This window comes from Bifidobacterium saguini DSM 23967, from assembly GCF_000741715.1.
Classification (GTDB): Bacteria; Actinomycetota; Actinomycetes; order Actinomycetales; family Bifidobacteriaceae; genus Bifidobacterium; species Bifidobacterium saguini.
In genome coordinates this window covers 149485-172013 of the sequence record NZ_JGZN01000003.1, presented here as the reverse complement: position 1 = coordinate 172013, position 22529 = coordinate 149485, and the positions used below count along the sequence as shown (strand labels likewise).

The window sequence follows — 22529 nt, the reverse complement described above, 5'->3', positions numbered from 1 at the left end:
TGCAGCTTTACCGTTTCAGACCAATGCTGAATCAGGCCTCGACCTTGGCAGCAGCCTTGTCGGCATCGAAGGCATGCACAGAGTCAGCGCCCTTTGCGGAGCCCTTTTCACCGTTATCGGAATCCCAGTGAATCTCGTGCTTGTCGTCGTGGTTACGCCACCAGCTGGAAAGGATGGAACCGGAGATGTTGTGCCACACGGAGAAGAAGGTGGACGGCACAGCGGCGATTGGGTTGGAAGCGAAGGAAGCCAGAGCCAGGGTTGCGCCCAGAGCGGAGTCCTGCATGCCAACCTCGAAGGTGATGGCCTTCTGCTGAGCGTAACGGAAGCCCTTCGGATAGATCTTGTACATCAGCTTGGAGAAGCCGAAGCCCAGAGCGTAACCGGAAAGGTTGTGCAGAATGACCACCGGGATAGCCATGAGGGAGGAAGCGACGAACAGCTTCGGGCCGTTGGCGGCAACCACAACGCCGATGATCAGGAGGATGGCGACCTGAGAGACGATAGGCAGAGCCACAGTGACCTTTTCAATCTTCTTACCAAAGATCATGTGGCAGATCACACCCAGGGCGATCGGGAAGAGCACCACCTTGACGGCGTTGAGGAACAGGGACTCAACCGGCACAGTGACGTACTGGGAAGCCAGCCACTGCATGAGCAGCGGGATCATGAACGGAGCGCACAGGTGGAGAGGATGCCGATGGAAACGTCCAGAGCACGTCACCACGGGACAGGTAGCTCATCACATTGGAGGAGGTACCGGACGGGCAGCAGCCGACGAGGATCACGCCGACGGCCAGAGCACCATCGAGACGGAAGATCCAGCACAGCAGCACAGCGATAAGCGGCATGATGACGAAGTGGGCGATGGTGCCGACGATAACCATCAGCGGCTGGGTGAGGATGCGCTTGAAGTCATCCAGAGACAGGGTCAGGCCCATGCCGAAGAGCACGATGCCCAGCATGTAGCCGGTGTATGCCTTACCCCACAGGCTGGCCTGCGGCACGAAGTAGTTAAACACGGCCCACACGATCACGATGACCGTGAACCACTTGGTCAGCCAATCGGCGAACGCTTTAACCTTTTCCATAGTGTTTCTCTCTCTCGTTTGGAAATGTCAAGGTACGAAAGTAGGCCAGCAAAGACGTAGGCGAAACACAGTGTTCACATTGTGGGCGTAGTCACATTTGCCTGAACAATGCGGATGTATCACGCATGAAACATCGCAAACTTTCCTTTCACGTCGAGGTAGCCCATATCCCCGCTCTGCGGCATGGCTGCACTCATCCGCATCGGAAAAGGCAACAAACAGTGAAAAATCGCTGCAACAATGAGCTTTTCGAACAACAGCACCCATCACGACACGCCGATGCGCACAGCACGAGAAACTCGTGTATAGTATCCATCTGTTGCGCAAAAGCACTGTGTGATTGTGCATCGATGGTGGCCATAGCTCAGTTGGTAGAGCATCTGATTGTGGTTCAGAAGGTCGCGCGTTCGAGCCGCGTTGGCCACCCCAGTACCCCTCCGATAAGTCGGAGGGGTTTTTCGTTTTCTGCGCCATACAAACCAGCGTTGTAGACTCGAGGCTATTGCTTTACGAGCCACAAAAAGAAAGATTCGCAATGCTGTCTTTTGAGAATGATTATTCCCGCGCCGCTCACCCGTCTGTGCTCAATGCCGTGGTACGGGCTAATGAACACCTGTATTCCGGCTATGGCTCAGATGAACTGACTGCTCAGGCCAAGGCAAAGATTCGCGAAGCCTGCGACTGCCCAGACGCCGACGTTTGGTTCCTGGTTGGTGGCACGCAAACCAATCAAGTGGTGATTGACACCATCACTCCCGTCTACGCAGGCGTAGTCACCGTGACTTCCGGCCATCCGAACGTGCATGAAGCCGGCGCTATTGAATTCAGCGGGCACAAAGTACTCACGCTCCCCCATCACAACGGCAAGATGGATGCGAATGAGCTTGATGAGTTCTGCAAGACCTTCTATGCGGACGGCAATTACGAGCACATGGTTTTCCCCGGCTGCGTGTACGTATCACAAAGCACCGAATACGGCACTATGTATAGCAAAGCCGAGCTGGAGGCACTAGCCAAAGTCGCACATCGGTATGACATGCCGCTGTTTGTGGACGGAGCGCGCCTTGGCTATGCGCTGACTGCCACCGGCAGCAATCTGACCCTGCCCGATCTGGCCCGCATTGCTGATGTGTTTTACATCGGCGGCACCAAGGTTGGTGCGCTGTTCGGTGAGGCCGTGGTGTTCACCAAGAACAACACACCGAAGCATTTCCTCACGCAAATCAAGCAGCATGGCGCATTGCTGGCCAAGGGATTCGTGCTGGGCGCACAGTTCGATGCACTGTTCACCGACAACCTCTACCTCAACATCGCCCGCAATGCCAATGTTGCCGCCGACCGTATCCGTGAAGCATTGAAAGCCAAGGGTTACCAGCTCACCTTCGAGGCCCCGACTAACCAGATTTTCGTGACTCTCGATCAGCCGACCATCGACCGTTTGGCACAGCATGTGAAGCTTGGATTCACCGAAAAGGCCGATGATACCCACACCGTGATGCGCATCTGCACCAGCTGGTCCACCACCGAAGAAGAGGTCAATCAGCTTATCGAGCTGCTGTAAACAGGCGCACCAATAACACATTGACACTAACGGAGTAGCGGTTGTAATGCACTATGTGCCGGACCGTAAAGACTTGGCCTGAGCGGCCCGGAGCGTGTCCGGCATACAGTGCATTACAACCGCCACGGTCATTGAGCACTCAATCACGTGAGGCTATTCCCTGATAGCCTCACGTTCCATGTCCACGAACTTGTGGACCGAGGCCTCCACAGAATAATGAGCTTTGGTATTCTCAGCGTATTTGGCGCTCCACTCGGCGCGCTCTTGCTGATGTGAAATCCACCAGTCGATGCGACGCGCCAGTAAAGCGGCATCACGCACGGGGAACAGCGACTCATCCAGCAACGCAAACTGGCTTGCCGCAGACAATTCGGAAGCGGCAATCACCGGCACAAGGCCACAGGCCATCGCTTCGATAACGCTTACGGATTCAATATCCGCAATCGAACAGTGCACGAACAAATCACCTGACCGCAGCAATTCCGGCATTTCGGCATGCTTATGGAAACCAATATCTGCCTTACGCGCCAAGCGTCGCCCAGCACGGAATGACAGGTACCGGCGCAACGGCCCAGTTCCGGCAATCACCAGTTGAATATCCGCAGCATGGCGAGACATGGAAATTGCTTTAATCAGCGTGATCTGATCCTTTTCGCGAGCCAGTCGGCCGGAGGCGATAATGCGGAATGGCACTGGAGTAGGAGCTGCAGGATCAACCGACTTCAACGGCTTATAAGCTGGCGAGTATCCATTAGAAATCACATGCAGCTTGGCCTTGTACCCATGCGCACGCAGCAAGCTGGCGGTCATTTCAGTAGGCACATGAATATGGTCAATGCGCCTGTACAGCCAATGCTTAAACAGCCAGTACAAGAAGCTCGAAACCCCTGGAATATGGCGCAACGGACCTGCGGAATACAACACGTTTTCAGGCTGCAAATGGAACCCGGCAGTCACCGGAATACCCATTTGGCGAGCGACTTTAGCGGCATGCCTGCCGAATTTGAACGGCATATAAATGTGCACCACATCCACGCCTTGGAAAGCAGTACGGAACAAGGTATCGCTCGGCTGCGCAAACTGCATCAGCTGCTTGGAAGCCACCCAAGACACTAGCGGCACTTTGTTCACTCGTGCGGGATATTCGGGAGCACCGACTCCCACCAATCGCACATGATGGCCCTGACGTTCAAGTTCAGCGGCCCACTGCAGTGCGGAATTCGATGTACCGTTGCCCTGATTTCCTACCGTATCCACCACCAAAGCGATAGTCAGCGGTCGGTCAATGCTCTCTTCACTCCCGTTTTCACGCATTGCCTCATCTTAAGCCACGTCCATACATCGCCCGGCATGTGGCGGGAGCAAACGCTAGCACACATTCGAAAAATAGTGTGCTGCAAGGCGCATTGCCTAATTTTTAGTCAAAGTTTCCAATGCGCGACGAATTCGCGAAACAGCCTGATACAGCTCAGCAGTATGCCTTAGCAAACTGATACGAACCCAATAATCGCCCACTGTGCCGAAGCAGGAACCCGGAATCAGAGCCACACCGGCATTCTTAAGCAGCCAGTCAACAAACGCATCCGAATCGCCGGCATCATCCGGCACACGCGCCCACGCAAATAATCCACCATGCGATTGGCTGACTTCCAGACCACTACCGCTGAGACCATCGCGCACTACTTCGAAACGATGCTGATACTGCGCTGCCAGCTCCGCTACCGTGGACTGGTCGGAGTTCAATGCCAAGGCTCCTGCATGCTGAATCACACTGGAGGCAAGCACAGCAGTCTGCCGGTGCACGGCCTTGACCGCAGCCAGCACATCAGCATTACCGGCGACGAACCCACCGCGCCAGCCAGCCACCATATACATTTTGGAAAGTGAGCCCAACTCCAAAGCCACGTCAAGAGCACCCGGAGTTTCCAACACACTCAGCGAGCGCGCACCGCCAAATTCAAGCCCTGCATACGCAAAATCATTAAGCACAATAAACCCGTACTGCTGAGCCAGCCGCACAGCAGTTGCATACAGTTCAGGGGTTGCGTCGGCACCAGTCGGATTGTTGGGGTAATTCAAAATCAGTAGTTTGGCCCGCGTCCACAGTGCCGAATCCACTGCTTCCAAATCAGGCAGAAAACCATGTGACTCACTGGCTGGGATCGTTTCGAATCGACCGCCCGCAACCGCTGTGGAACCTTCATACTGCGGATAGTATGGGTCCACCGCCACCACCGTGTCCCCTGGGTCAATCAGCGCCTGAATCACCGTGGCAATGCCTACTGATGAACCGGAGGTGGCGAGCAGGTTGGCGGCAGAATCAACATTGACTCCATGCTCACGCTCATACCAGCCTGCGATAGCGTCAAGATACTGAGGCAAACCATCAAACGGAGGGTAGCGGAATTCAGATGGGTCATGCGCCGCGGCAGCAAGTGCATCTTGAACAAACACGGGAGGCTGCCCGTCTGGATTGCCTTTGCTTAAGTCAATAACGTCATGACCTTGAGCGATAGCGGCCGCAACTCTCGCATCTGCCTCGGCGAAGGGATTACCCGGCAGATTGGCCGCTCGTTTGGAAATCAGTGCCTCGTATTGCACCGGCATGTCCAATCCCCCTCGTTCATCCACTTGCGAAGCTTCCAAGCGCATTGCCTCGCAAGTGTTCCCCTTCAAACGTTGGCCCGACCGCGCTGAACAAATCGGCCGGTAGTTGATAAGGTACGGCACTGCTTGTGCCAGTGCAACGGCGTGTCTATATGCAGTATTTATGGCAGGTTACAGGCAATAAAATTCGTGTGGCATGGCACAATGTGGGTATGACTGAGACTGCTGTGAATACTGTTGCCAACTCTCTTGTTTCCTTTGCCGCTCATCGTCCGCTTGGTACTCCGCTGGGCAAGCACGCCACCCGCGTACTGTTTTTGGGTTCCGGCGAGTTGGGCAAGGAAGTCACCATTGAGCTGATGCGCTTGGGCGCTTGGGTGTGCGCCGCGACTCCTATGCCGGAGCTCCGGCTCAGCAGGTGGCGCATGAGTATCGCGTGTTGGATATGGCCAATGCTGATGAATTGCAGGCACTGTTCGATGAGATAAAGCCGGATATTATTGTGCCGGAAGTGGAGGCTATTGCCACCGACGTGCTAGCCGGAGCGGCTGCAGCTGGCGCTCAGGTAGTGCCAAGCGCTGAGATTGCTGCAATTTGCATGGATCGCGAACGGTTGCGCGTGCTGGCTCATGAGGAGCTTGGTTTGCCGACTACACCGTATCGTTTCGCTGGTTCTGTGGAAGAGCTGCGCGAGGGCGCTGAAGCTGTGGGTTACCCGTGTGTGGTAAAGCCGGTGATGAGCTCGTCTGGCCATGGTCAGTCTGTGGTTCGTTCGGCTGATGCGATTGATGCCGCTTGGGTTGAGGCTCAGGAAGGCCGTCGTGCCGCCGATGAAGGCGATGTGTCTCGCGTGATTGTTGAGGCGTTGGCTCCGCTGGATTATGAGCTAACTGTGCTGACGGTAAGTTCTTCGGCTGGCATTGTGACATGTGCGCCGATTGGTCAGCGTCAGGAATCTGGTGATTATCGTGAATCCTGGCAGCCGGCCACTGCGGCTGATGTGGTGCTGGCTCAGGCTCAATTAATTGCGCGCGGCGCGGTGGAAGGCTTGGTGACTCGCGCTCAGGCCGCTGGGGAAACCGGCTGGGGTGTGTTTGGCGTGGAGCTGTTTGTGCTGACTGATGGCTCGGTGCTGTTCAACGAGGTTTCTCCCCGACCGCATGACACTGGTATGGTGACGATGGCTTCTCAGCGGTTGAGTGAGTTCGCATTGCATGCGCGTGCGATTTTGGGCCTGCCGATTACCGCTGAACATGTGGCATTGTCGATTCCGAGTGACGCTGTTGCCGCCAGCCATGCGATTGTGGTGGAGGGCGACGGCGAGGCCGAATTCACGAATGTGGCTGGCGCTCTGGTGGAGCCGGGCACTGATTTGCGTATCTTCGCCAAGCCTGAAGTGCACGGCCATCGTCGTATGGCGGTTGCACTAGCCATTGGAGATGATGAGGCCGACGCTCGTGCCAAAGCCGCCCACGTGGCCGACGCACTGACCATTACCGTGCGGTAGTAACTGCAAGAGTGTCAGCTATCGTTGATACCCTTTTACCGTTAGTTCACCCAGAATTCCACTCCTGAAAGGCGAGTTATGGAGAAGCTGGAAAAGCTCTACGAGGGCAAGGCCAAGCAACTGTACGCAACCGACGATCCCGACATCCTGTGGGTCGAATACAAGAACACCGCCACCGCTGGCGACGGTGAGAAAAAAGAAGATTTCACCGGCAAGGGCCGTCTGAACAATCTCATCACCACCATCATTTTCGATCTGCTCAAGGCTCGCGGCATCAACAGCCACCTCGTCAAGCGTGTGAACGACACTGCACAGCTGGTGCGCAAGATGGACATGTTCCCGCTGGAAATTGTGCTGCGTAACACTGCCGCCGGCCATTTCTGCTCTCGTTTGGGAGTTGAGGAAGGCCTGCCGCTCAAGGAGCCAGTGCTCGAATATTTCCTGAAGAACGATGACCTGCACGATCCGTTCGTGAACGATGATGATCTGGTGGCTCTGGGCGTGTGCACCCGTGAGGATCTCGCCGAGATCGCTCCACTGGCCCGCAAGATTAACGAGGCTTTGATTGATATCTTCGCCAAGATTGATGTCAAGCTCGTGGACTTCAAGATCGAAATGGGCCGCGCTTCCGATGGCACCCTGCTGCTGGCCGATGAAATCACCCCGGATTCCTGCCGCCTGTGGGATCAGCGCGACCACTCTGACAAGGTTGAGCACCTTGACAAGGACCTGTTCCGCCGTGGTCTGGGTTCCATCATCCCGGCTTACGAAGAGATTGAAGGCCGCTTGGCTGAGCTCGCCAAGTCCGAAGGCATCGAAGTCGCCTGAGTAATTCGCACATTATCTGGCTCCCCCTCCAGAGGGGAGCCAAACTTGTTTTTAATCAAAAGAAAGGACTCCCATGGTTTTCCGCGTATACGTGGAGAAGAAGCCCGGCTTTGATGTCGAGGCACAGCAGCTCGCCGGCGAGCTGAAGACCATTCTGGGCGTAAGCGGGCTCTCAGATTTGCGCATCGTGAACCGTTACGATGCCGAAGGCATTTCCGAAGACCTGTTCAACCAGACCGTGCCCACCGTGTTCAGCGAACCTCAGGTGGACAACGTCTCCTACGATTTGCCTGACTTCGGCAACGCCAAGGTGTTCGCCACCGAATTCCTTCCTGGTCAGTTCGATCAGCGCGCTGATTCCGCCGCAGAGTGCATCCAACTCATCTCCCAGGGTGAGCGCCCGACCGTGCGTTCCGCCAAGGTGTACGCGCTCGAAGGTGACTTGACCGATGCAGACGTGGAAACCATTAAGCACTACGTCATCAACCCGGTTGAAGCTCGCGAAGCCAGCCTGGAAACCAAGGAAACCCTGAAGACTCAGGTGCCGGTGCCCGGCAAGGTGGAAGTCATCAAGGGCTTCAACGAGATGGATGCTGAAGCTGGTCAGAAGTTCATCGATGAGCGTGGCTTGGCCATGGATCTCGCCGATCTGGAGTTCTGCCAGAAGTACTTCTCCGAGGAAGGCCGCGAGCCTACTATCACCGAAATCAAGGTGATTGACACCTATTGGTCTGATCACTGCCGCCACACCACGTTCGGCACTGAGCTGGATGAAGTGAACATCGATGATGCCGTAGTCAAGGCCGCTTTCGAGCGTTACCTTGAGATGCGTCACGAGCTGGGCCGCGATGCCAAGCCGGTGTGCCTGATGGATATGGGCACCATTGGCGCCAAGTGGCTGAAGAAGAACGGCATCCTGACTGGTCTCGATGAGTCTGAGGAAATCAACGCCTGCACCGTTAAGGTCAAGGTTGATGTGAACGGCCACGACGAGGATTGGCTGTTCCTGTTCAAGAACGAAACTCACAATCACCCCACCGAAATTGAACCGTTCGGTGGCGCAGCTACCTGCATCGGCGGCTGCATCCGCGATCCTCTGTCCGGCCGTTCCTACGTGTACCAGGCTATGCGCGTGACCGGTGCTGCAGATCCGACTGTGCCGGTTTCCGAGACTCTGGAAGGCAAGCTGCCGCAGCGCAAGCTGGTGACCACTGCCGCCGCTGGCTATAGCTCTTATGGCAACCAGATTGGTCTGGCTACCGGTCAGGTTGACGAAATCTATCACCCGGGCTATGTGGCCAAGCGCATGGAAGTTGGTGCTGTGGTTGCCGCTACCCCGGCCGACCATGTGCGCCGTGAGACTCCGGCTCCGGGAGACAAGATCATCCTGCTGGGTGGCCGTACCGGCCGCGATGGCATCGGCGGCGCTACCGGCGCTTCCAAGGCTCACAATGTGGAGTCGCTGGAGCTTGATGGCGCTGAAGTGCAGAAGGGTAACGCTCCTGTGGAGCGCAAGCTGCAGCGCCTGTTCCGCCGCGGCGACGCATGCCGTCTGATCAAGCGCTGCAACGATTTCGGCGCTGGCGGCGTGTCTGTGGCGGTTGGCGAGCTGGCTGACGGCCTGTTCGTGGACTTGAACACCGTGCCGAAGAAGTACGAGGGCCTGGACGGCACCGAATTGGCCATCTCCGAATCTCAGGAGCGTATGGCTGTGGACGTGGCCGCCGAGGATGTGGACGAGTTCCTCTCCTACGCCCGTGAAGAGAACCTTGAGGCTACCGTGATTGCCACGGTGACCGAGGATCCTCGCATGGTGATGACCTGGAATGGCGACGAAATCGTCAACCTTTCCCGCGAATTCCTGGCCTCCAACGGTGCTTCCAAGCATCAGATCGTGCACGTGGAAGCCCAGCAGGCTTACGCTGTGCCGTCCGCTTGGACCACCGGTTCCCTGTCTGAGCGCATGCACGCCCTGGTCACCGATTTGAACGTGGCTTCCAACAAGGGCCTGTCCGAGCGTTTCGATTCCACCATCGGCGCCGGCACTGTGCTGATGCCGTTCGGCGGCGTCAAGCAGCTTACCCCGAATGAGGCCATGGTGGCCAAGTTCCCGGTGTTCGGCGAAACCACCACCGCTTCCGCTATGGCATGGGGCTTCAACCCGTACATTATGGAGAAGAACCAGTTCACTGGTGCTTACCTGTCTGTGGTCGAGTCACTGGCCAAGCTGGTCGCCGCTGGCTTCGAACATGAGAAGGCTTACCTGAGCTTCCAGGAGTACTTCGAGAAGCTGCGTGACGAGCCGGAACGTTGGGGCAAGCCCACCGCTGCCGTGCTTGGCGCTCTGATGGCTCAGGTCGATCTCGGTGCTGGCGCTATCGGCGGTAAGGATTCCATGTCCGGTTCCTTCGAGAATCTGGATGTGCCGCCGACACTGATTTCCTTCGCTGTGGCCGTGGGCAACATGAAGCGCGCCACCTCCCCTGAGTTCAAGGGTGCCGGCCACCGCATCGTGCGTATTGCTCCGCGTTACCTGGCCGATGGCCTGACTCCGGATAAGGATGCGCTGCTCGATGCATTCTCGCTGGTTGAGGAGCTCACCGACTTCCACACTGCTCTGGCTGTTTCCACTCCGGGTTACGGTGGCACGGCTGAGGCTCTGTTCAAGATGACTGTGGGCAATGGCATCGGCGTCTCGCTGAACGATGGCATCAGCCTGGATGATCTGTTCACTCCGGCTTACGGTTCCTTCATCGTGGAGCTGAAGGATAACGAGAAGATTCCGGCTGTCTCCAACCTAGTTGAAGTGGGCGAGATCGGTGTGACCACTGAGTCCTACGCGTTCACCGCAGCTGGCCAGACCATCTTCCTGAACGAACTGCAAAACGCTTGGGAGAGCGGCATCGAATCCGTGTTCCCGTATCGTTCTAAGGGTGCTGAGAAGGATCAGACTGTGGAAACCGTTGATTTCCATACTGAATCCGCTGGCATCAAGAAGACCGTGTACACGGGTACTGGTGTGGCTAAGCCGCGCGTCATTATTCCGGTGTTCCCTGGCAACAACTGCGAATATGATTCCGCTGCCGCTTTCGAGCGCGCTGGCGCCGAGGCTCATACCCTGGTGATCAACAATCTGACTCCGGCCGCTGTGGCCGAATCCACCGCCGCTCTGGTTGAGGAAATCAACAAGAGCCAGATCGTGATGATCCCTGGCGGTTTCTCCGGTGGTGATGAGCCGGACGGTTCCGCCAAGTTCATCACCGCGTTCTTCCGCGCTCCGGCCGTCACCGAAGCGGTGCGCGACCTGCTGAAGAACCGCGATGGCCTGATGCTCGGCATCTGCAACGGTTTCCAGGCGCTGATCAAGCTGGGTCTGGTGCCGTTCGGCGACATCGTGCCGATGACCGCCGAATGCCCGACGCTGACGTTCAACACCATCGGCCGCCACCAGAGCCGCCTGGTGCGTACGCGCGTGGCCTCTGACCTGTCTCCGTGGCTGTCCAAGACCTCGGTCGGCGATGTGCACACCGTGGCCATCTCCCACGGCGAAGGCCGTTTCGTGGCCTCCGACGAGGTGCTGTCTCAGCTCAAGGCTAACGGCCAGATCGCCACCCAGTACGTGAATGAGGCGGGCGTGCCCGGCATGGATCTCGACGTGAACCCGAACGGTTCGCTCCTGGCCATCGAAGGCATCACCAGCCCAGACGGCCGCGTGTTCGGCAAGATGGGTCACTCCGAGCGTTCCGGCAACGGCCTGTACGTGAACGTGCCCGGCGATAAGTACCAGCCGATCTTCGAAGCCGGCGTGGAGTACTTCGCCGCGTAAGCAATCACGACTATTCAGTCGATGCGAGTAAATAGGGGAGGGTCTTCCACTTATGCGGAAGCCCCTCCCCTATTGCTGTTTCATTGTTGGCTTATCCAGCCTAGTAAGGCCACGCTTGCGGCTGAAGGTTGTAAGAAAGACGTGAAGGGTGTTTAGGACTTCCATTCTTGTTGATTCCGAGGCATTCGACAGGACGTCCGATGATTGCCATAACCGCATTAATTCGTTCGGCAGGAGCATTATTGCCCCATGCAACAATGATACGAATCCCACTCGCGGCCACAGATTTTAGGATTTCATCATTTTGGGGTCCAATAGGAAAGCCTTGTGCTTCAAGTTCTTTAGGATACGTTGTCCTATACGCGTAGAGGTTGTACATGCTGACGGTCCCGTATCCCCATCGCCTCGCATATGCAACACAATGCTCTACTGTACGGTCATCAGTATATGCATCTGCAGTCGATGGGTTCAGCAAAATGAATGCGATGGATGGCAACGCATCATCCCATGTACGACTAAGTTCATATCGGTATCTGCCATCTTCGCTTATGTCGGCCAAAGATCGGATATATGTATTAGGCATCTCTGCTATGAGCCTCCTCACCACAACCTGTTATCAAAGGATTCTGCAAGTATTTTTATTGTAAATTGGCTTTGTCAGCTACGACCGCTGCTTTCAATCTGGCAAAAACTATGGCCTCTATCTTCTCTCCATTGCAGCGGGTAACGAAACATCTATCGGCAGCAAAAACAATCAGCAGTCAGTTAGCGAGGCATCTTGGTCCGAAAAGACTTTTGAGTTCGGCGAACAGCGCTGCGTCTCGTTTGACACGGAACCGATCGCCAAGTGTGAGCACCTGAGCATTGCCTTGCCCATCCAATAGAGCGAGTTGAGTTTCACAGAGCCCCGGGTATTTCAACAGCACTGGCCTGAGCCTGTTCATGTTCGCGCGATGGGCTGCGTTCCACGGCAAGATGATAGTCAGTGAGCGCGTATTGCCATCCTCTAGGTTAAGGACTTGCAACTCTGTGGAACGTAGCGATACAGTCTCATCGCGCAATTCCACATAGCCGCGAATCTGTACCACGGAATCCAAAGCCAGCTCGGAGGCCGCAGCTTCATACGCTTTACCGAAGAACATGCACTGGATACGGCTTTCCATATCCTCGATTGTCACGATCGCCCACGGATTGCCCTTCTTCGACATACGCCGATCCACACCGGTAATCAAACCCGCAAGCGTGACCTGCTGATCATCAGGCATCGTCTTAGCCCGATCAATCAAATGCGTGATTGACATCTCACGCAAGCCAGCCAACACTGCCTGCAAACCAGAAAGCGGATGATCGGACACATACAGGCCAAGCATCTCACGCTCGAAATTCAGCTTGATCTTCTTATCCCACTCCTCTACATCAGGCACGGTAATACCAGCATCACCCATAGCATCAACCCCGCCAGCCTCATCATCGGAGAACAGATCAAACTGGCCTTGCTCCTGCTTGCGCTTGATTGGAATCATCACATTAATAGCAGCATCGCTCACAGCGTTCAAAGCACGACGACTGGAGTCGGTGGAATCAAACGCACCAGCCTTGATGAGGGAATCAATCAGCTGGCGGCTCAGTACCATCAACGGAATACGACGGATGAAATCCATGAAATCCTTGTATTGGCCGCGTGGCCCTTCACGTTCGGCAATGATTTCGGCAACGGCCTGCTTGCCTACGTTGCGGATTGCTCCGAGGCCGAAGCGTATGTCATTGCCTACAGCGGAATACTCATAAACCGACTCGTTGATATCCGGGGAGAGCACCTGGATGCCCATGCGGCGCGCTTCGCCGAGATACAAGGCAGTCTTATCCTTGTTCGCGGCCGCGCCTTGCAGCAAAGCAGCTATGAACTCCACCGGGTAGTGAGTCTTCAGGTAGGCATTCCAGTAGGAAATCAAGCCATACGCAGCAGAATGCGCCTTGTTGAACGCATATTCAGAAAACGGAACCAGAATCCTCCAGATGGCTTCAGCTGCTTCCTCGGAATAACCATGTTCCTTCATACCGGCAAAGAACGGCACTTTCTCGCGAGCCAGTACTTCAGGTTTCTTTTTACCCATCGCTCGACGCAGCACATCTGCTTTGCCAAGCGAATAGCCTGCCAAGATTCGAGCGGCGGACTGCACCTGCTCCTGATAAATAATCAGACCGTACGTTTCATCCAGCACCTGTCTCAACGGTTCATCCAGTTCGGGGTGAATGGGTTCGACTGGCTCCAGACCGTTCTTGCGTCTCGCGTACATGGTGTGCGATCGCATGCCCATCGGGCCAGGCCGGTACAGGGCAATCAACGCGGCGACATCATTAAAGCAGGTAGGTTTCATAGTTTTGAGCAAGGACCGTATGCCATCGGAATCGAGCTGGAATACGCCGAGTGTGTCTCCTCGAGAGAGCAGCTGATAGGTCGGCTTGTCGTCTAACGGAATCTTCGTGTAGTCGATGGCCGGCTTACCATTCGCCTCAATATTGCTGAGCGTGTCACGAATGACCGTCAAATTGGACAAACCCAGGAAATCCATCTTGACCAAGCCCAATGTTTCACACGTATGGTATTCGAACGTAGTGGTGATAGTGCCATCCTTGCGTTCCAGCAAAGGTGAGACATCGGTGATGGGAATGCTGCCCATGATGGTGGCGCAAGCGTGCACGCCAGTTTGACGAATTAGCCCCTCGATTCCTTGAGCTTCCTCGGTGATGCGCCTGACATCCGGATTGGAATCGTACAGTTCACGGTATTCGCGTGCCTCAGCATACCGTTCCGCATTCGGATTGAAAATGTCATGCAGGCTGATGTCCTTGCCGCCTGTTTCAGCCGGAGGCAACGCCTTGGTAGCTGCATCACCCACCGAAAAGTCGTAGCCCATGATGCGCGCCGAATCCTTCAGAGCCTGTTTCGTCTTAATCGTGCCGTAAATCACACATTGCGCCACTTTGTCATGCCCATACTTGTCAGCCACGTATTCAAGCACCTTCGCACGGCCGACCGGGTCGAAATCCACATCAATATCAGGCAAACTCACACGTTCCGGGTTCAGAAAACGTTCGAAGATCAATCCATGTTTCAACGGATCCAGCTCCGTGATGCCCAGTGCATAGGCCACCATCGCACCAGCGGCCGAGCCGCGACCTGGGCCGACCATTACACCGTGCGTTTTAGCCCAATTGATGTAGTCCGCCACCACCAGGAAATAACCACAGAACTGCATCTGGCAGATTACGCCACACTCGTAATCCGCCTGCTTCAGCACCTCCAACGGCGGATTACCGTCATAGCGATGTTCAAGGCCTTCTTCAACCTTCTTCAAAAACAGGCCGGTTTCATCCCAACCATCGGGGCAGGGGAACCTCGGCATAAACGCTCCGTCTTCGTTGTCATCGAACATGACATTGCAGCGCTCGGCAATAGCCAATGTATTGGCACAGGCCTCAGGATATTCCCGAAATAACTCGCTCATTTCTTCGGCCGACTTGATGTAGTAGCCCGCACCAGCGAACTTGAACCGGTCTGGATCGGCCAGACGCGCACCCGAATTGATACACAACATCGCGTCCTGAGCACTCGCGTCTTCGGCACGCACGTAATGTGAATCATTTGTGGCGAGCAACGGCGCCTTCAGTTTCCTCGCAATCATCAGCAAATCATTGGATACCTGGTTTTCAATCTCCAGACCGTGATTCATCAACTCGATGAAGAAATTGTCTTTGCCGAAGATATCTTGCAGCTCGCCCGCTGCACGCAACGCCTCGTCGAACTGACCAAGCCGCAGACGAGTCTGAACAATGCCCGACGGACAACCCGACGAGGCAATCACGCCCCTCGAATATCGAGAAAGCACATCCTTGTCCATGCGCGGATATTTCGCCACTCGTCCTTCGAGATTTGCGATAGAGGATGCCTTGATGAGGCTGGAAAGCCCCTCGTCGGTTTCCGCCCACATGGTCAGATGCGTATACCAGCCGCCTCCAGACACGTCGTTCGGGTTGCGGCGGCGATGTTTCTCGTCAAGATCAGGGTTCCAGTTCGTATCCCAGTTGACGCGCATAGGATCCTGACGCGCTGTTTCCGGCGTTATGTACGCTTCAATACCGATGATCGGCTTGATGCCACGGTCTATAGCAGTGCGCCAGAGTTCGTACGCGCCGTGCATATTGCCGTGATCGGTAATGCCAACGGCCGGCATGCCAAGTTCGGCTACCCGATTCACCAGATCAGGGATTCTAGACGCACCATCCAATAGCGAATAATGCGTGTGATTGTGCAGGTGTACAAAACTCCCGGTTCCACTCATGTGTCGAACCGTATATTCCGATAACGAGTACCGGTAGATAAGTACCGGATGCTTGGCGAACCAGTATGGAATCGGATTCGTTAACGGGATAATCTGCGGGAAGCATGCCTCTTTCCAGAGTCGTTTTTCCATGTACTTGGTACAACGCTAGAAATCTCGTGGTCGAACCTTCACCGGCAAATACCATCCAATATCGATAGCTAGGATGGACAACATGAATGCAGCATCGGCTAAACAGTTCATCCATGTGGAGCATGAATTCGGACCAGTGTGGAATAGCGAATCGAGAATCCTGATTCTCGGGTCAATGCCGAGCCCTAAGTCCCGCGAAGCGGCGTTCTACTACATGCATCCGCGCAATCGGTTTTGGCCGGTCATGGAAGCACTATTCGCCGATCCCGCCAACCTGAACGATCGTGCAGGCGATTCGGCTGAATCCCGCCGCGCATTCGCCTTGCGCCACGGCATTGCACTGTGGGATGTCATCGCCTCCTGCGATATCACCGGCGCCAGCGATGCCAGTATTCGCAATGCAGTGCCCAATGATTTAGTGCCGATTCTGCGCAACGCACCAATATCGCATATCTTCACTACCGGCGCGAAAGCCGCACAGCTTTATCGCAAACTTATCGAGCCGCACCTTGTCGAATCCGGCATCGCCATTGGCATGATTCAACTGCCCTCCACCAGCCCAGCCAATGCCTCGATGCGACTGCCGGACCTTATCGCCGCCTATCGCAGCGCTTTCCAGCGGGAACACCTTGCGTTGAACTACTAATATATGAGTGATTTAGGCCTTAAATACCAAGAATTACTCATATATTAGTAGTTCTTCTATGTCGACAGGCAATTATCTGAGGCAGCCAATACACATTCGGGGCTGACATGAGTAGATTAGGCATCATGACTGAATCGACTGCGATGAACAACAATGGTTATGCAACGACGCTTACTGGCGGTTTTGGAAGTATTCGCGGCTCGCACTGCCCCGGTATAGAGGCATTAGAGATTTTTGCTTCGGCAGCAAACGACGGCAATAACGCTCCTTCGATTGCATTGCGCAAAGCGGGCGTGCTGGCCGCCATACCCTCCCCCACCTGGATTGAGCGCGACGGCAATCTGCTCTATGCCGTGCTTGAAGACACCAATGAGGTAGCCGCATTCCGCATTGAACAGGGCAACAGCAACAACGTGCACCTTACCGAGCTTTCCCACGTCGCAACACTGGGAGCAAGCCCCACCCATGCCGTGATCTGCGCGGATGATTCAGGTAACAAGCATCTCATCGTGGCCTGCTACGCCGACGGTCATGTCTGTGTGCATCCGATAGCCGCCGATGGTGCGGTGCTGGAGGCTGCGCAGGTGCTGACCGGAGAGGGCCGTGGCCCGCTGCCTGCTCAGGAAGGACCTCATGCACATTGGATTCTTCCGTTGCCTGATGGCCGCGTGCTCTCCACTGATCTGGGTGCCGACCGTATTTATGTGCATCACTGGGAGTCCGGCCAATTGGTACGCGATGGTGCCGTGCATCTAGCACCTGGCACCGGCCCGCGCGATATGCATCTTCTGCCGGTAGCCGGCAGCACTACTGCACACGACTGGCGTGTGGCAGTAGTCGGCGAGTGGGGCAATACGGTCACATTGCTTGGCCCTACCGCCGACGCAGACACGCCTATCGATATCCAAGTGCTGCAAACCGTTGAGCTTGGTGGAGACCCGGCTGACCAAGCGGCTTCACTAGCTTTTGAGCCTTGGCGCTCGCTGCAACCTGACAATGCTGCGGCGAGCAAGATTGCAGGAATTACCTATATTGGACTCCGCGGTTCGGAGCGTATCGTGGCACTGGGCTGGGATGGTGAGCAATTGCATCGTTTGGCTCCGACAGGAAGGCCAGGCTGGCAAGGTCACGGCATTGATTGTGTCGGTAGTCGTCCGCGCCATATTCTACCGCTCGGCAATCTACTGCTGGTAGCGAATGAGGTTTCCAATAATGTGACCGTATTCCAGCTTGATGACGATGGCACACCTACGCGCACTGCTGATCTTCCTTCTGGTTCTCCTACCGTGTTCGTGCAGCTATAAACAACCTATGCTTTGAGCATAGTTCCTCGATAATGCGCGACAGCGGCAGTACATAGAGAAAAACAGCTGCGATAAGACTGGACGTGGGCGCATTGATGGTGGCCAATGGCACGGCACCGGCAATCGCCCACGGTACCATCGGCGCAATTACCACGGCCGAATCCTCGATGGAGAGCGCCAACCGAGAGCGACGATCAGCATCGGCTGCCGCAGCGCGCTTGGCATCAGAGGGATTCCCACTGTGCACGGCTTGCTGAGGTGAACGATACAATCCTTCGCAGAGCTGATGCGTGAGCATGATGGCCAAGGTCTGGTTGCAGGCCAGCATGGCTGCGCCCACCGCCGTAATAACAGTGGCCGTAATCGTTCCAACGTGTTCCGACAATGCCAATATCGCGTCTTGTAGATGATTCAACATATGCGTTTGCGCGAAAATGCCTGAATAGGCAGCGGAAATGCATACGATGGCCATCACGGTAAACATGGAAATCATGCCTCCGCCATTGAGCAGCACGGCGACCTGAGGATTACTGGAACGATATCCAAATACCAGCAGGTGCAGCAAATCGACCACTCCCATGTCCTGCAATGCAACACAGACCACCGCCGAAACGGCAATGCTGGTAATCATGATGAGGCGAACATCCACTCGCATCAGCGCAAGCACTACTACGGCTACAGCCGGCAAGATTGTTACCCAATGGAGATGAAAGGTCGAGGAAAAGAGCGCAGCAATACTTGCCGAGCTGTTTATTGACGAGCCAGCCTTGCCAATGGAGCCTGATGATTGCGTTCCGGACACCGTATCCAGCACCGCAAACGCCACATAAATCAGACAACTGATCACAAATGGTACGGCACCGGTGCGTACCATGCGTCCAAGATTGTTGAACAGATTAGTGTGCGTGAGCTGGGCTACGAGCAGTGCACTCGTGGATACAGGTGAGCATCGATCGCCTACATACACGCCTGCTAGAATCGCGCCTCCTAACATGATTGGATTTGCGTTCATGGTCAGCCCGAGCGACATGCAGATGGTGCCCATTGTGGCTGCGCTGGCGAATGATGATCCGGTAAGCACGGACATGCCTGCACATAAAAGAAAACTGAGCGGAATCACCGTAATCGGGTGAATAACCGACGCCGCATGAGCCACGATATAGGCAATCGTGCCGCTTGCTCGCCATAGTGAAGTCAGCAAACCGATAAGTACGAATGTAATTAGTACCGTTGAAGCGGCGCGCATGCTACCGGCAGCTTGCTTTGCTATGTCACTCAATGGAACTTTTCGCGCCAAACCGTAACCGGTGAATACCACTACGCCGATAAGCAACGCTGGAATAATCGACCATCCGAATCCGACGCTGACGAACAGTGCCACGCAAAACACTGCTATCGTCGCCGCTTCCGCCATATTGTTCCTTTCATCGGCGTAACCGCACACCAAGATAACAATCACGGGGCTGCCATAGCGTTCAATGTCCATATCAGGCACGACACGCGCGACCAACTCATGTCAGCTTGCGTTCAAGTGTGGTTGAACTGTTTCAATATGAATTGTTAGCGCTCACGGAGACACCGTGATATTATCGATAAATGGCATGTGCGCGTATGGGAGCCACCGCAAACCACACCGCGCAAGTACTCAACAACGAAGGAGCAACAATGAAGTATCGCAGCGTTGGCAAGTCCGGTCTGAAAATCAGTGAGGTCGCACTGGGCAGCTGGGTCACCGACCTCAAGGGCACCGCCGCCGAAGATGTAGCCAAGCAAACCGTGAAGCTGGCGTACGATAACGGCATCGACTTCTTCGACTGCGCCGACGCCTACTCAGGTGGTGCAGCAGAGCGATTCCTCGGCGAAGTGCTAAAGGAATATCCACGCAAGGAACTGGTCATCTCCAGCAAGGTCTTCTTCCCCACCGGCGAAGGCGTGAACGACCGCGGCCTGTCCCGCAAGCACATCTTCGAGAGCATTGATCAGACGCTGAAGAACATGCAGCTTGATTACCTGGACATGTACTTCTGCCATCGTTTCGACGAGACCACCGATCTGACCGAAACCCTGCGCGCCATGAGCGATCTGGTGGCTCAGGGCAAGGTGCTCTACTACGGCGTTTCCGAGGAATGGGGCTCCGCTCGTCTTGAAGAGGCACAGCGCATCATCGACCGCTACAACCTGTACCCGATCACCGTGGTGCAGCCGCAGTACAACCTGAACGACCGCTACATCGAGCATGAAATCATGGGCACCTGCCGCAAGCTCGGCATCGGCATCACCACGTTCTCCCCGCTGGCTCAGGGCCTGCTGACCGGCAAGTACCGCAAGGGTCAGCCGCTGCCGGCCGGCTCCCGTGCAACCTGGCAGTCCGACCATCAGATCAACGACCTGCTGACCGACGAAAACCTCGACAAGGTCGAGCAGCTGCGCAAGGTGGCCGATGAACTCGGCACGAACCTGCCGATTCTGTCAATGGCTTGGATTCTGCAGCATCCGGAAATCAGCTGCGTCATCGCCGGCGCATCTAAGCCGAGCCAGCTGGAAAACAACATCAAGGCTTCGGGCTTCGAAATCCCGGCTGATGCCATGACCGAAATCGACAAAATCACCGGCTTCCACCGCTTCGAGCGTCACGTGGGCTGATTGATTACCACAGCCCTCATAGAGCAAGTGCCGCGACCATAGCGAATCATCGCGTGGTCGCGGCACTTGTTTGTTGCAATCATCCTCTCAGAGCACCAATATGACGCAAACCTATTGCGTTGTACTCACCTCACAACCCAAGAATCTGTTTCTTCTTGGCGTCAAACTCATCCTGAGAAAGAATGCCAGCGTCCAGCAATTCCTTAAGCTTTTTCACCGCATTCAGTTGATCGTCCAGCGACAAAGCCTGCGGTTTCACAGCAGACGCTGATGCAGCTGGTTCAGCAGGTGCAATCTCAGAAGACGGATTCGTTACCGATGCGGCAGTTGGCTGCCCCGGCCAAGCACCAGCTCCAGGAGTACCCGGCATCTGTCCCACCGGCCCAAGACCTTGCGCCATGTTCATGCCGAATAGCATGCCGCCCATCTCGCCCAAACCGCCGTCTTGAATACCCTGCGCGATCTTCTGCTGAGCCGCCATGTTGCCAGCTTCAACAGAAACGCCCTCATATGCTTTGACGTTCATCTTATTGGACGAGAACTGTTTGACCAGCTCGCGCGATTCCGGCGAGAATTCAATGTTTTCAATAGAGACTTTGACGCAGTCAAATCCGAAACGCTCACGCCATGTTCCAGCATTTGCCGGATCCGAATGAACGCATTGTGCTATTTCATTGGCTTTTGCCGGCAATTGCGAAATGCGGCATTCTGCAGACAGCGAATTAACAGCCACAATAAACGACTGCAGAAAGTCCGAAAGCACTTGGGAGCGCGCAGCAGGATCATCAAACGTGTACGACATAACGTTCGGCGGCACAAAATTACGAACGAAACGCACTGGATCAATCACTTTGATAGCGAACGACCCATACGCGAAGATTTCCAAATCCGTGCCATAAAACTTGTCGTTATACATCAGTGGGCCGCGGGTGCCGAATTTAATATCGCGAATTTCCCGCAAGTTTACGAATGCGATTCGCTTGTAATCGCCGCTGATACCACCGTAACCGAGGCGCTCGCCCATTTGGCTGAACAGTGATTCACCGATGCCGCCACCATTGAAAATCGATTGTTGTCCATTCTGGTACTCGTATGTGCCCGGCTGAGAAATCACATTTTCGATACCGGAGCCACTGAAAATAAACGCTGCCGTGTTTTCCGGTACATAAATCAGCGAACCGCTGGTAATAACGCCTTCGGATCCGCGTACATTCGCACCCCGCCCACGGTTCGTACTCTGCAGCACGCCCGGTGCCACTACGACGTGTTCATCAAATCTTCCTGCAGTGAAGATGTCTTTCCACTGATCGGCGAGCGTTCCCGAGAATGAATCGCCCAGTGCTCTCAATACGCCCATGATGTTTCCTTGATTGAGAAAATTATGTATTTACAACGTCTGTTTGGTATCGCAGTATTTGCACACCACAAGCTGACCTGGGATTCCAGACAGCGGAGCGTGGCATCCCTTGCACTGTTTATTGATAGGTTTGCGCACAACAGGTACTGGCTGCTTGGCGCTCTGCCCAGTCCAGGTTTCACGTACCGTATCTACTGTGCCTTTGATGGTGTCGGCCAGCCAGGCAACGCCAGGAATGGCTTTGGCAGCGCTTGAATCCGCAGGCTTGTCCGCTGGAACGCCTGTCAACTGCATACTAATGGCATCCATCCATTGAAAAATCTCATTGCGAGCTTCTCTTGGCTTATCCGACCAAAAAATAAAGAACAATTCCTGATCGCGTAGGAACAATCGCAGTTCCTGATCATTTTCGCTTGCGGCATTGCGCCAATATTGTGCCTGAACCTTGCCATCAACAATTTTGATGCGGTCCAGCGGGTATTCATCAACGTGTTCAATGTTTTTGGAGAATAGCTTTGGGATGCTCCACCGATGGATAATGCGCCGGTTAGTCAGAATCAGTTCATCAGTGGAACCTGACTCCAAGCTTGTGCACCTCGCGCTATTGGTCTGCAGCAACACAGCTTCATCGGAATATAAATGGAAATTCTTCACTTCCGCTCCTTTTGCCCCTCATTACCAAGC

Annotated in this window: 13 protein-coding genes, 1 tRNA gene and 2 pseudogenes; 8 read left to right on the top strand and 8 right to left on the bottom strand. The window is 55.1% G+C overall.

What is annotated here, in order from left to right; genetic code table 11:
* Positions 1-31: 31 nt before the first annotated feature.
* Positions 32-1091: pseudogene (locus tag BISA_RS12740) on the bottom strand (bile acid:sodium symporter family protein).
* Positions 1092-1444: 353 nt separating this feature from the next.
* Here BISA_RS12740 and BISA_RS00750 point away from each other — a divergent pair.
* Both BISA_RS00750 and BISA_RS00745 read left to right on the top strand, forming a co-directional pair.
* A tRNA-His gene (locus BISA_RS00750) sits at positions 1445-1520 on the top strand.
* A 106-nt stretch (positions 1521-1626) separates the two neighbouring features.
* Positions 1627-2652, top strand: coding sequence for a threonine aldolase family protein (locus BISA_RS00745; protein ID WP_033889607.1), 1026 nt, complete (start codon positions 1627-1629; stop codon positions 2650-2652).
* A gap of 153 nt (positions 2653-2805) precedes the next feature.
* Here BISA_RS00745 and BISA_RS00740 read toward each other — a convergent pair whose 3' ends face one another.
* Both BISA_RS00740 and BISA_RS00735 read right to left on the bottom strand, forming a co-directional pair.
* A complete protein-coding gene (locus BISA_RS00740) occupies positions 2806-3966 on the bottom strand; it encodes a glycosyltransferase (RefSeq protein ID WP_033889606.1) in 1161 nt (386 codons plus the stop codon).
* Positions 3967-4062: 96 nt separating this feature from the next.
* The gene (locus BISA_RS00735; protein ID WP_051917269.1) at positions 4063-5259 is read right to left on the bottom strand and encodes a pyridoxal phosphate-dependent aminotransferase; all 1197 of its coding nucleotides are present in this window, start codon (positions 5257-5259) and stop codon (positions 4063-4065) included.
* Between the two features lie 212 nt (positions 5260-5471).
* On the opposite strand from BISA_RS00735, the pseudogene purT reads away from it, so the two are divergent.
* The 3 genes and pseudogenes from purT to BISA_RS00720 all read left to right on the top strand — a co-directional run bounded on the left by purT (position 5472) and on the right by BISA_RS00720 (position 11420).
* Positions 5472-6766, top strand: a pseudogene (gene purT, locus BISA_RS11810) (formate-dependent phosphoribosylglycinamide formyltransferase).
* 78 nt (positions 6767-6844) lie between these two features.
* Positions 6845-7594, top strand: a complete 750-nt coding sequence (gene purC / locus BISA_RS00725; RefSeq protein ID WP_033889604.1) for a phosphoribosylaminoimidazolesuccinocarboxamide synthase — start codon at positions 6845-6847, stop codon at positions 7592-7594.
* A 73-nt stretch (positions 7595-7667) separates the two neighbouring features.
* On the top strand, positions 7668-11420 hold the full coding sequence (locus tag BISA_RS00720; protein ID WP_033889603.1) for a phosphoribosylformylglycinamidine synthase: 3753 nt from the start codon (positions 7668-7670) through the stop codon (positions 11418-11420).
* A gap of 100 nt (positions 11421-11520) precedes the next feature.
* Here BISA_RS00720 and BISA_RS13545 read toward each other — a convergent pair whose 3' ends face one another.
* On the bottom strand, positions 11521-12003 hold the full coding sequence (locus BISA_RS13545; RefSeq protein WP_081889941.1) for a DUF1643 domain-containing protein: 483 nt from the start codon (positions 12001-12003) through the stop codon (positions 11521-11523).
* A 178-nt stretch (positions 12004-12181) separates the two neighbouring features.
* Positions 12182-15763: a DNA polymerase III subunit alpha gene (gene dnaE / locus BISA_RS00715; protein WP_033889775.1), complete on the bottom strand. Its 3582-nt coding sequence runs from the start codon at positions 15761-15763 to the stop codon at positions 12182-12184.
* A gap of 214 nt (positions 15764-15977) precedes the next feature.
* Here dnaE and BISA_RS00710 point away from each other — a divergent pair, with 214 nt between their 5' ends.
* Both BISA_RS00710 and BISA_RS00705 read left to right on the top strand, forming a co-directional pair.
* Positions 15978-16541 (top strand): DNA-deoxyinosine glycosylase, encoded by a 564-nt coding sequence (locus BISA_RS00710; RefSeq protein ID WP_033889602.1) that lies wholly within the window; start codon positions 15978-15980, stop codon positions 16539-16541.
* A 125-nt stretch (positions 16542-16666) separates the two neighbouring features.
* Positions 16667-17845 carry a lactonase family protein gene (locus BISA_RS00705; RefSeq protein ID WP_237746047.1) on the top strand — a complete coding sequence of 393 codons (1179 nt, stop codon included), beginning with the start codon at positions 16667-16669 and terminating at the stop codon, positions 17843-17845.
* Here the strand turns inward: BISA_RS00705 and BISA_RS00700 are convergent.
* A complete protein-coding gene (locus BISA_RS00700) occupies positions 17823-19259 on the bottom strand; it encodes a Na+/H+ antiporter NhaC family protein (RefSeq protein WP_033889773.1) in 1437 nt (478 codons plus the stop codon). The two genes, BISA_RS00705 and BISA_RS00700, sit on opposite strands and share 23 nt — an antisense overlap.
* Positions 19260-19510: 251 nt before the next feature.
* On the opposite strand from BISA_RS00700, the gene BISA_RS00695 reads away from it, so the two are divergent.
* Complete coding sequence (locus tag BISA_RS00695) at positions 19511-20488, top strand: aldo/keto reductase family protein (RefSeq protein ID WP_033889601.1); 978 nt, start codon at positions 19511-19513, stop codon at positions 20486-20488.
* 130 nt (positions 20489-20618) lie between these two features.
* Here BISA_RS00695 and BISA_RS00690 read toward each other — a convergent pair whose 3' ends face one another.
* Positions 20619-21845, bottom strand: a complete 1227-nt coding sequence (locus BISA_RS00690) for an SPFH domain-containing protein (protein WP_033889599.1) — start codon at positions 21843-21845, stop codon at positions 20619-20621.
* A gap of 30 nt (positions 21846-21875) precedes the next feature.
* Complete coding sequence (locus BISA_RS00685; RefSeq protein ID WP_033889598.1) at positions 21876-22499, bottom strand: hypothetical protein; 624 nt, start codon at positions 22497-22499, stop codon at positions 21876-21878.
* Positions 22500-22529: the final 30 nt, after the last annotated feature.

What these genes read in the sequence shown, in the direction of transcription:
- BISA_RS00735 (WP_051917269.1), bottom strand. Translation starts at nt 5,259, where the DNA reads ATGCCGGTGCAATACGAGGCACTGATTTCCAAACGAGCGGCCAATCTG.
- BISA_RS00710 (WP_033889602.1), top strand. Translation starts at nt 15,978, where the DNA reads ATGAATGCAGCATCGGCTAAACAGTTCATCCATGTGGAGCATGAATTC.
- BISA_RS00695 (WP_033889601.1), top strand. Translation starts at nt 19,511, where the DNA reads ATGAAGTATCGCAGCGTTGGCAAGTCCGGTCTGAAAATCAGTGAGGTC.
- BISA_RS00700 (WP_033889773.1), bottom strand. Translation starts at nt 19,259, where the DNA reads ATGGCGGAAGCGGCGACGATAGCAGTGTTTTGCGTGGCACTGTTCGTC.
- purC (WP_033889604.1), top strand. Translation starts at nt 6,845, where the DNA reads ATGGAGAAGCTGGAAAAGCTCTACGAGGGCAAGGCCAAGCAACTGTAC.
- BISA_RS00705 (WP_237746047.1), top strand. Translation starts at nt 16,667, where the DNA reads ATGACTGAATCGACTGCGATGAACAACAATGGTTATGCAACGACGCTT.
- BISA_RS00745 (WP_033889607.1), top strand. Translation starts at nt 1,627, where the DNA reads ATGCTGTCTTTTGAGAATGATTATTCCCGCGCCGCTCACCCGTCTGTG.
- BISA_RS00740 (WP_033889606.1), bottom strand. Translation starts at nt 3,966, where the DNA reads ATGCGTGAAAACGGGAGTGAAGAGAGCATTGACCGACCGCTGACTATC.
- dnaE (WP_033889775.1), bottom strand. Translation starts at nt 15,763, where the DNA reads ATGAGTGGAACCGGGAGTTTTGTACACCTGCACAATCACACGCATTAT.
- BISA_RS13545 (WP_081889941.1), bottom strand. Translation starts at nt 12,003, where the DNA reads ATGCCTAATACATATATCCGATCTTTGGCCGACATAAGCGAAGATGGC.
- BISA_RS00720 (WP_033889603.1), top strand. Translation starts at nt 7,668, where the DNA reads ATGGTTTTCCGCGTATACGTGGAGAAGAAGCCCGGCTTTGATGTCGAG.
- BISA_RS00690 (WP_033889599.1), bottom strand. Translation starts at nt 21,845, where the DNA reads ATGGGCGTATTGAGAGCACTGGGCGATTCATTCTCGGGAACGCTCGCC.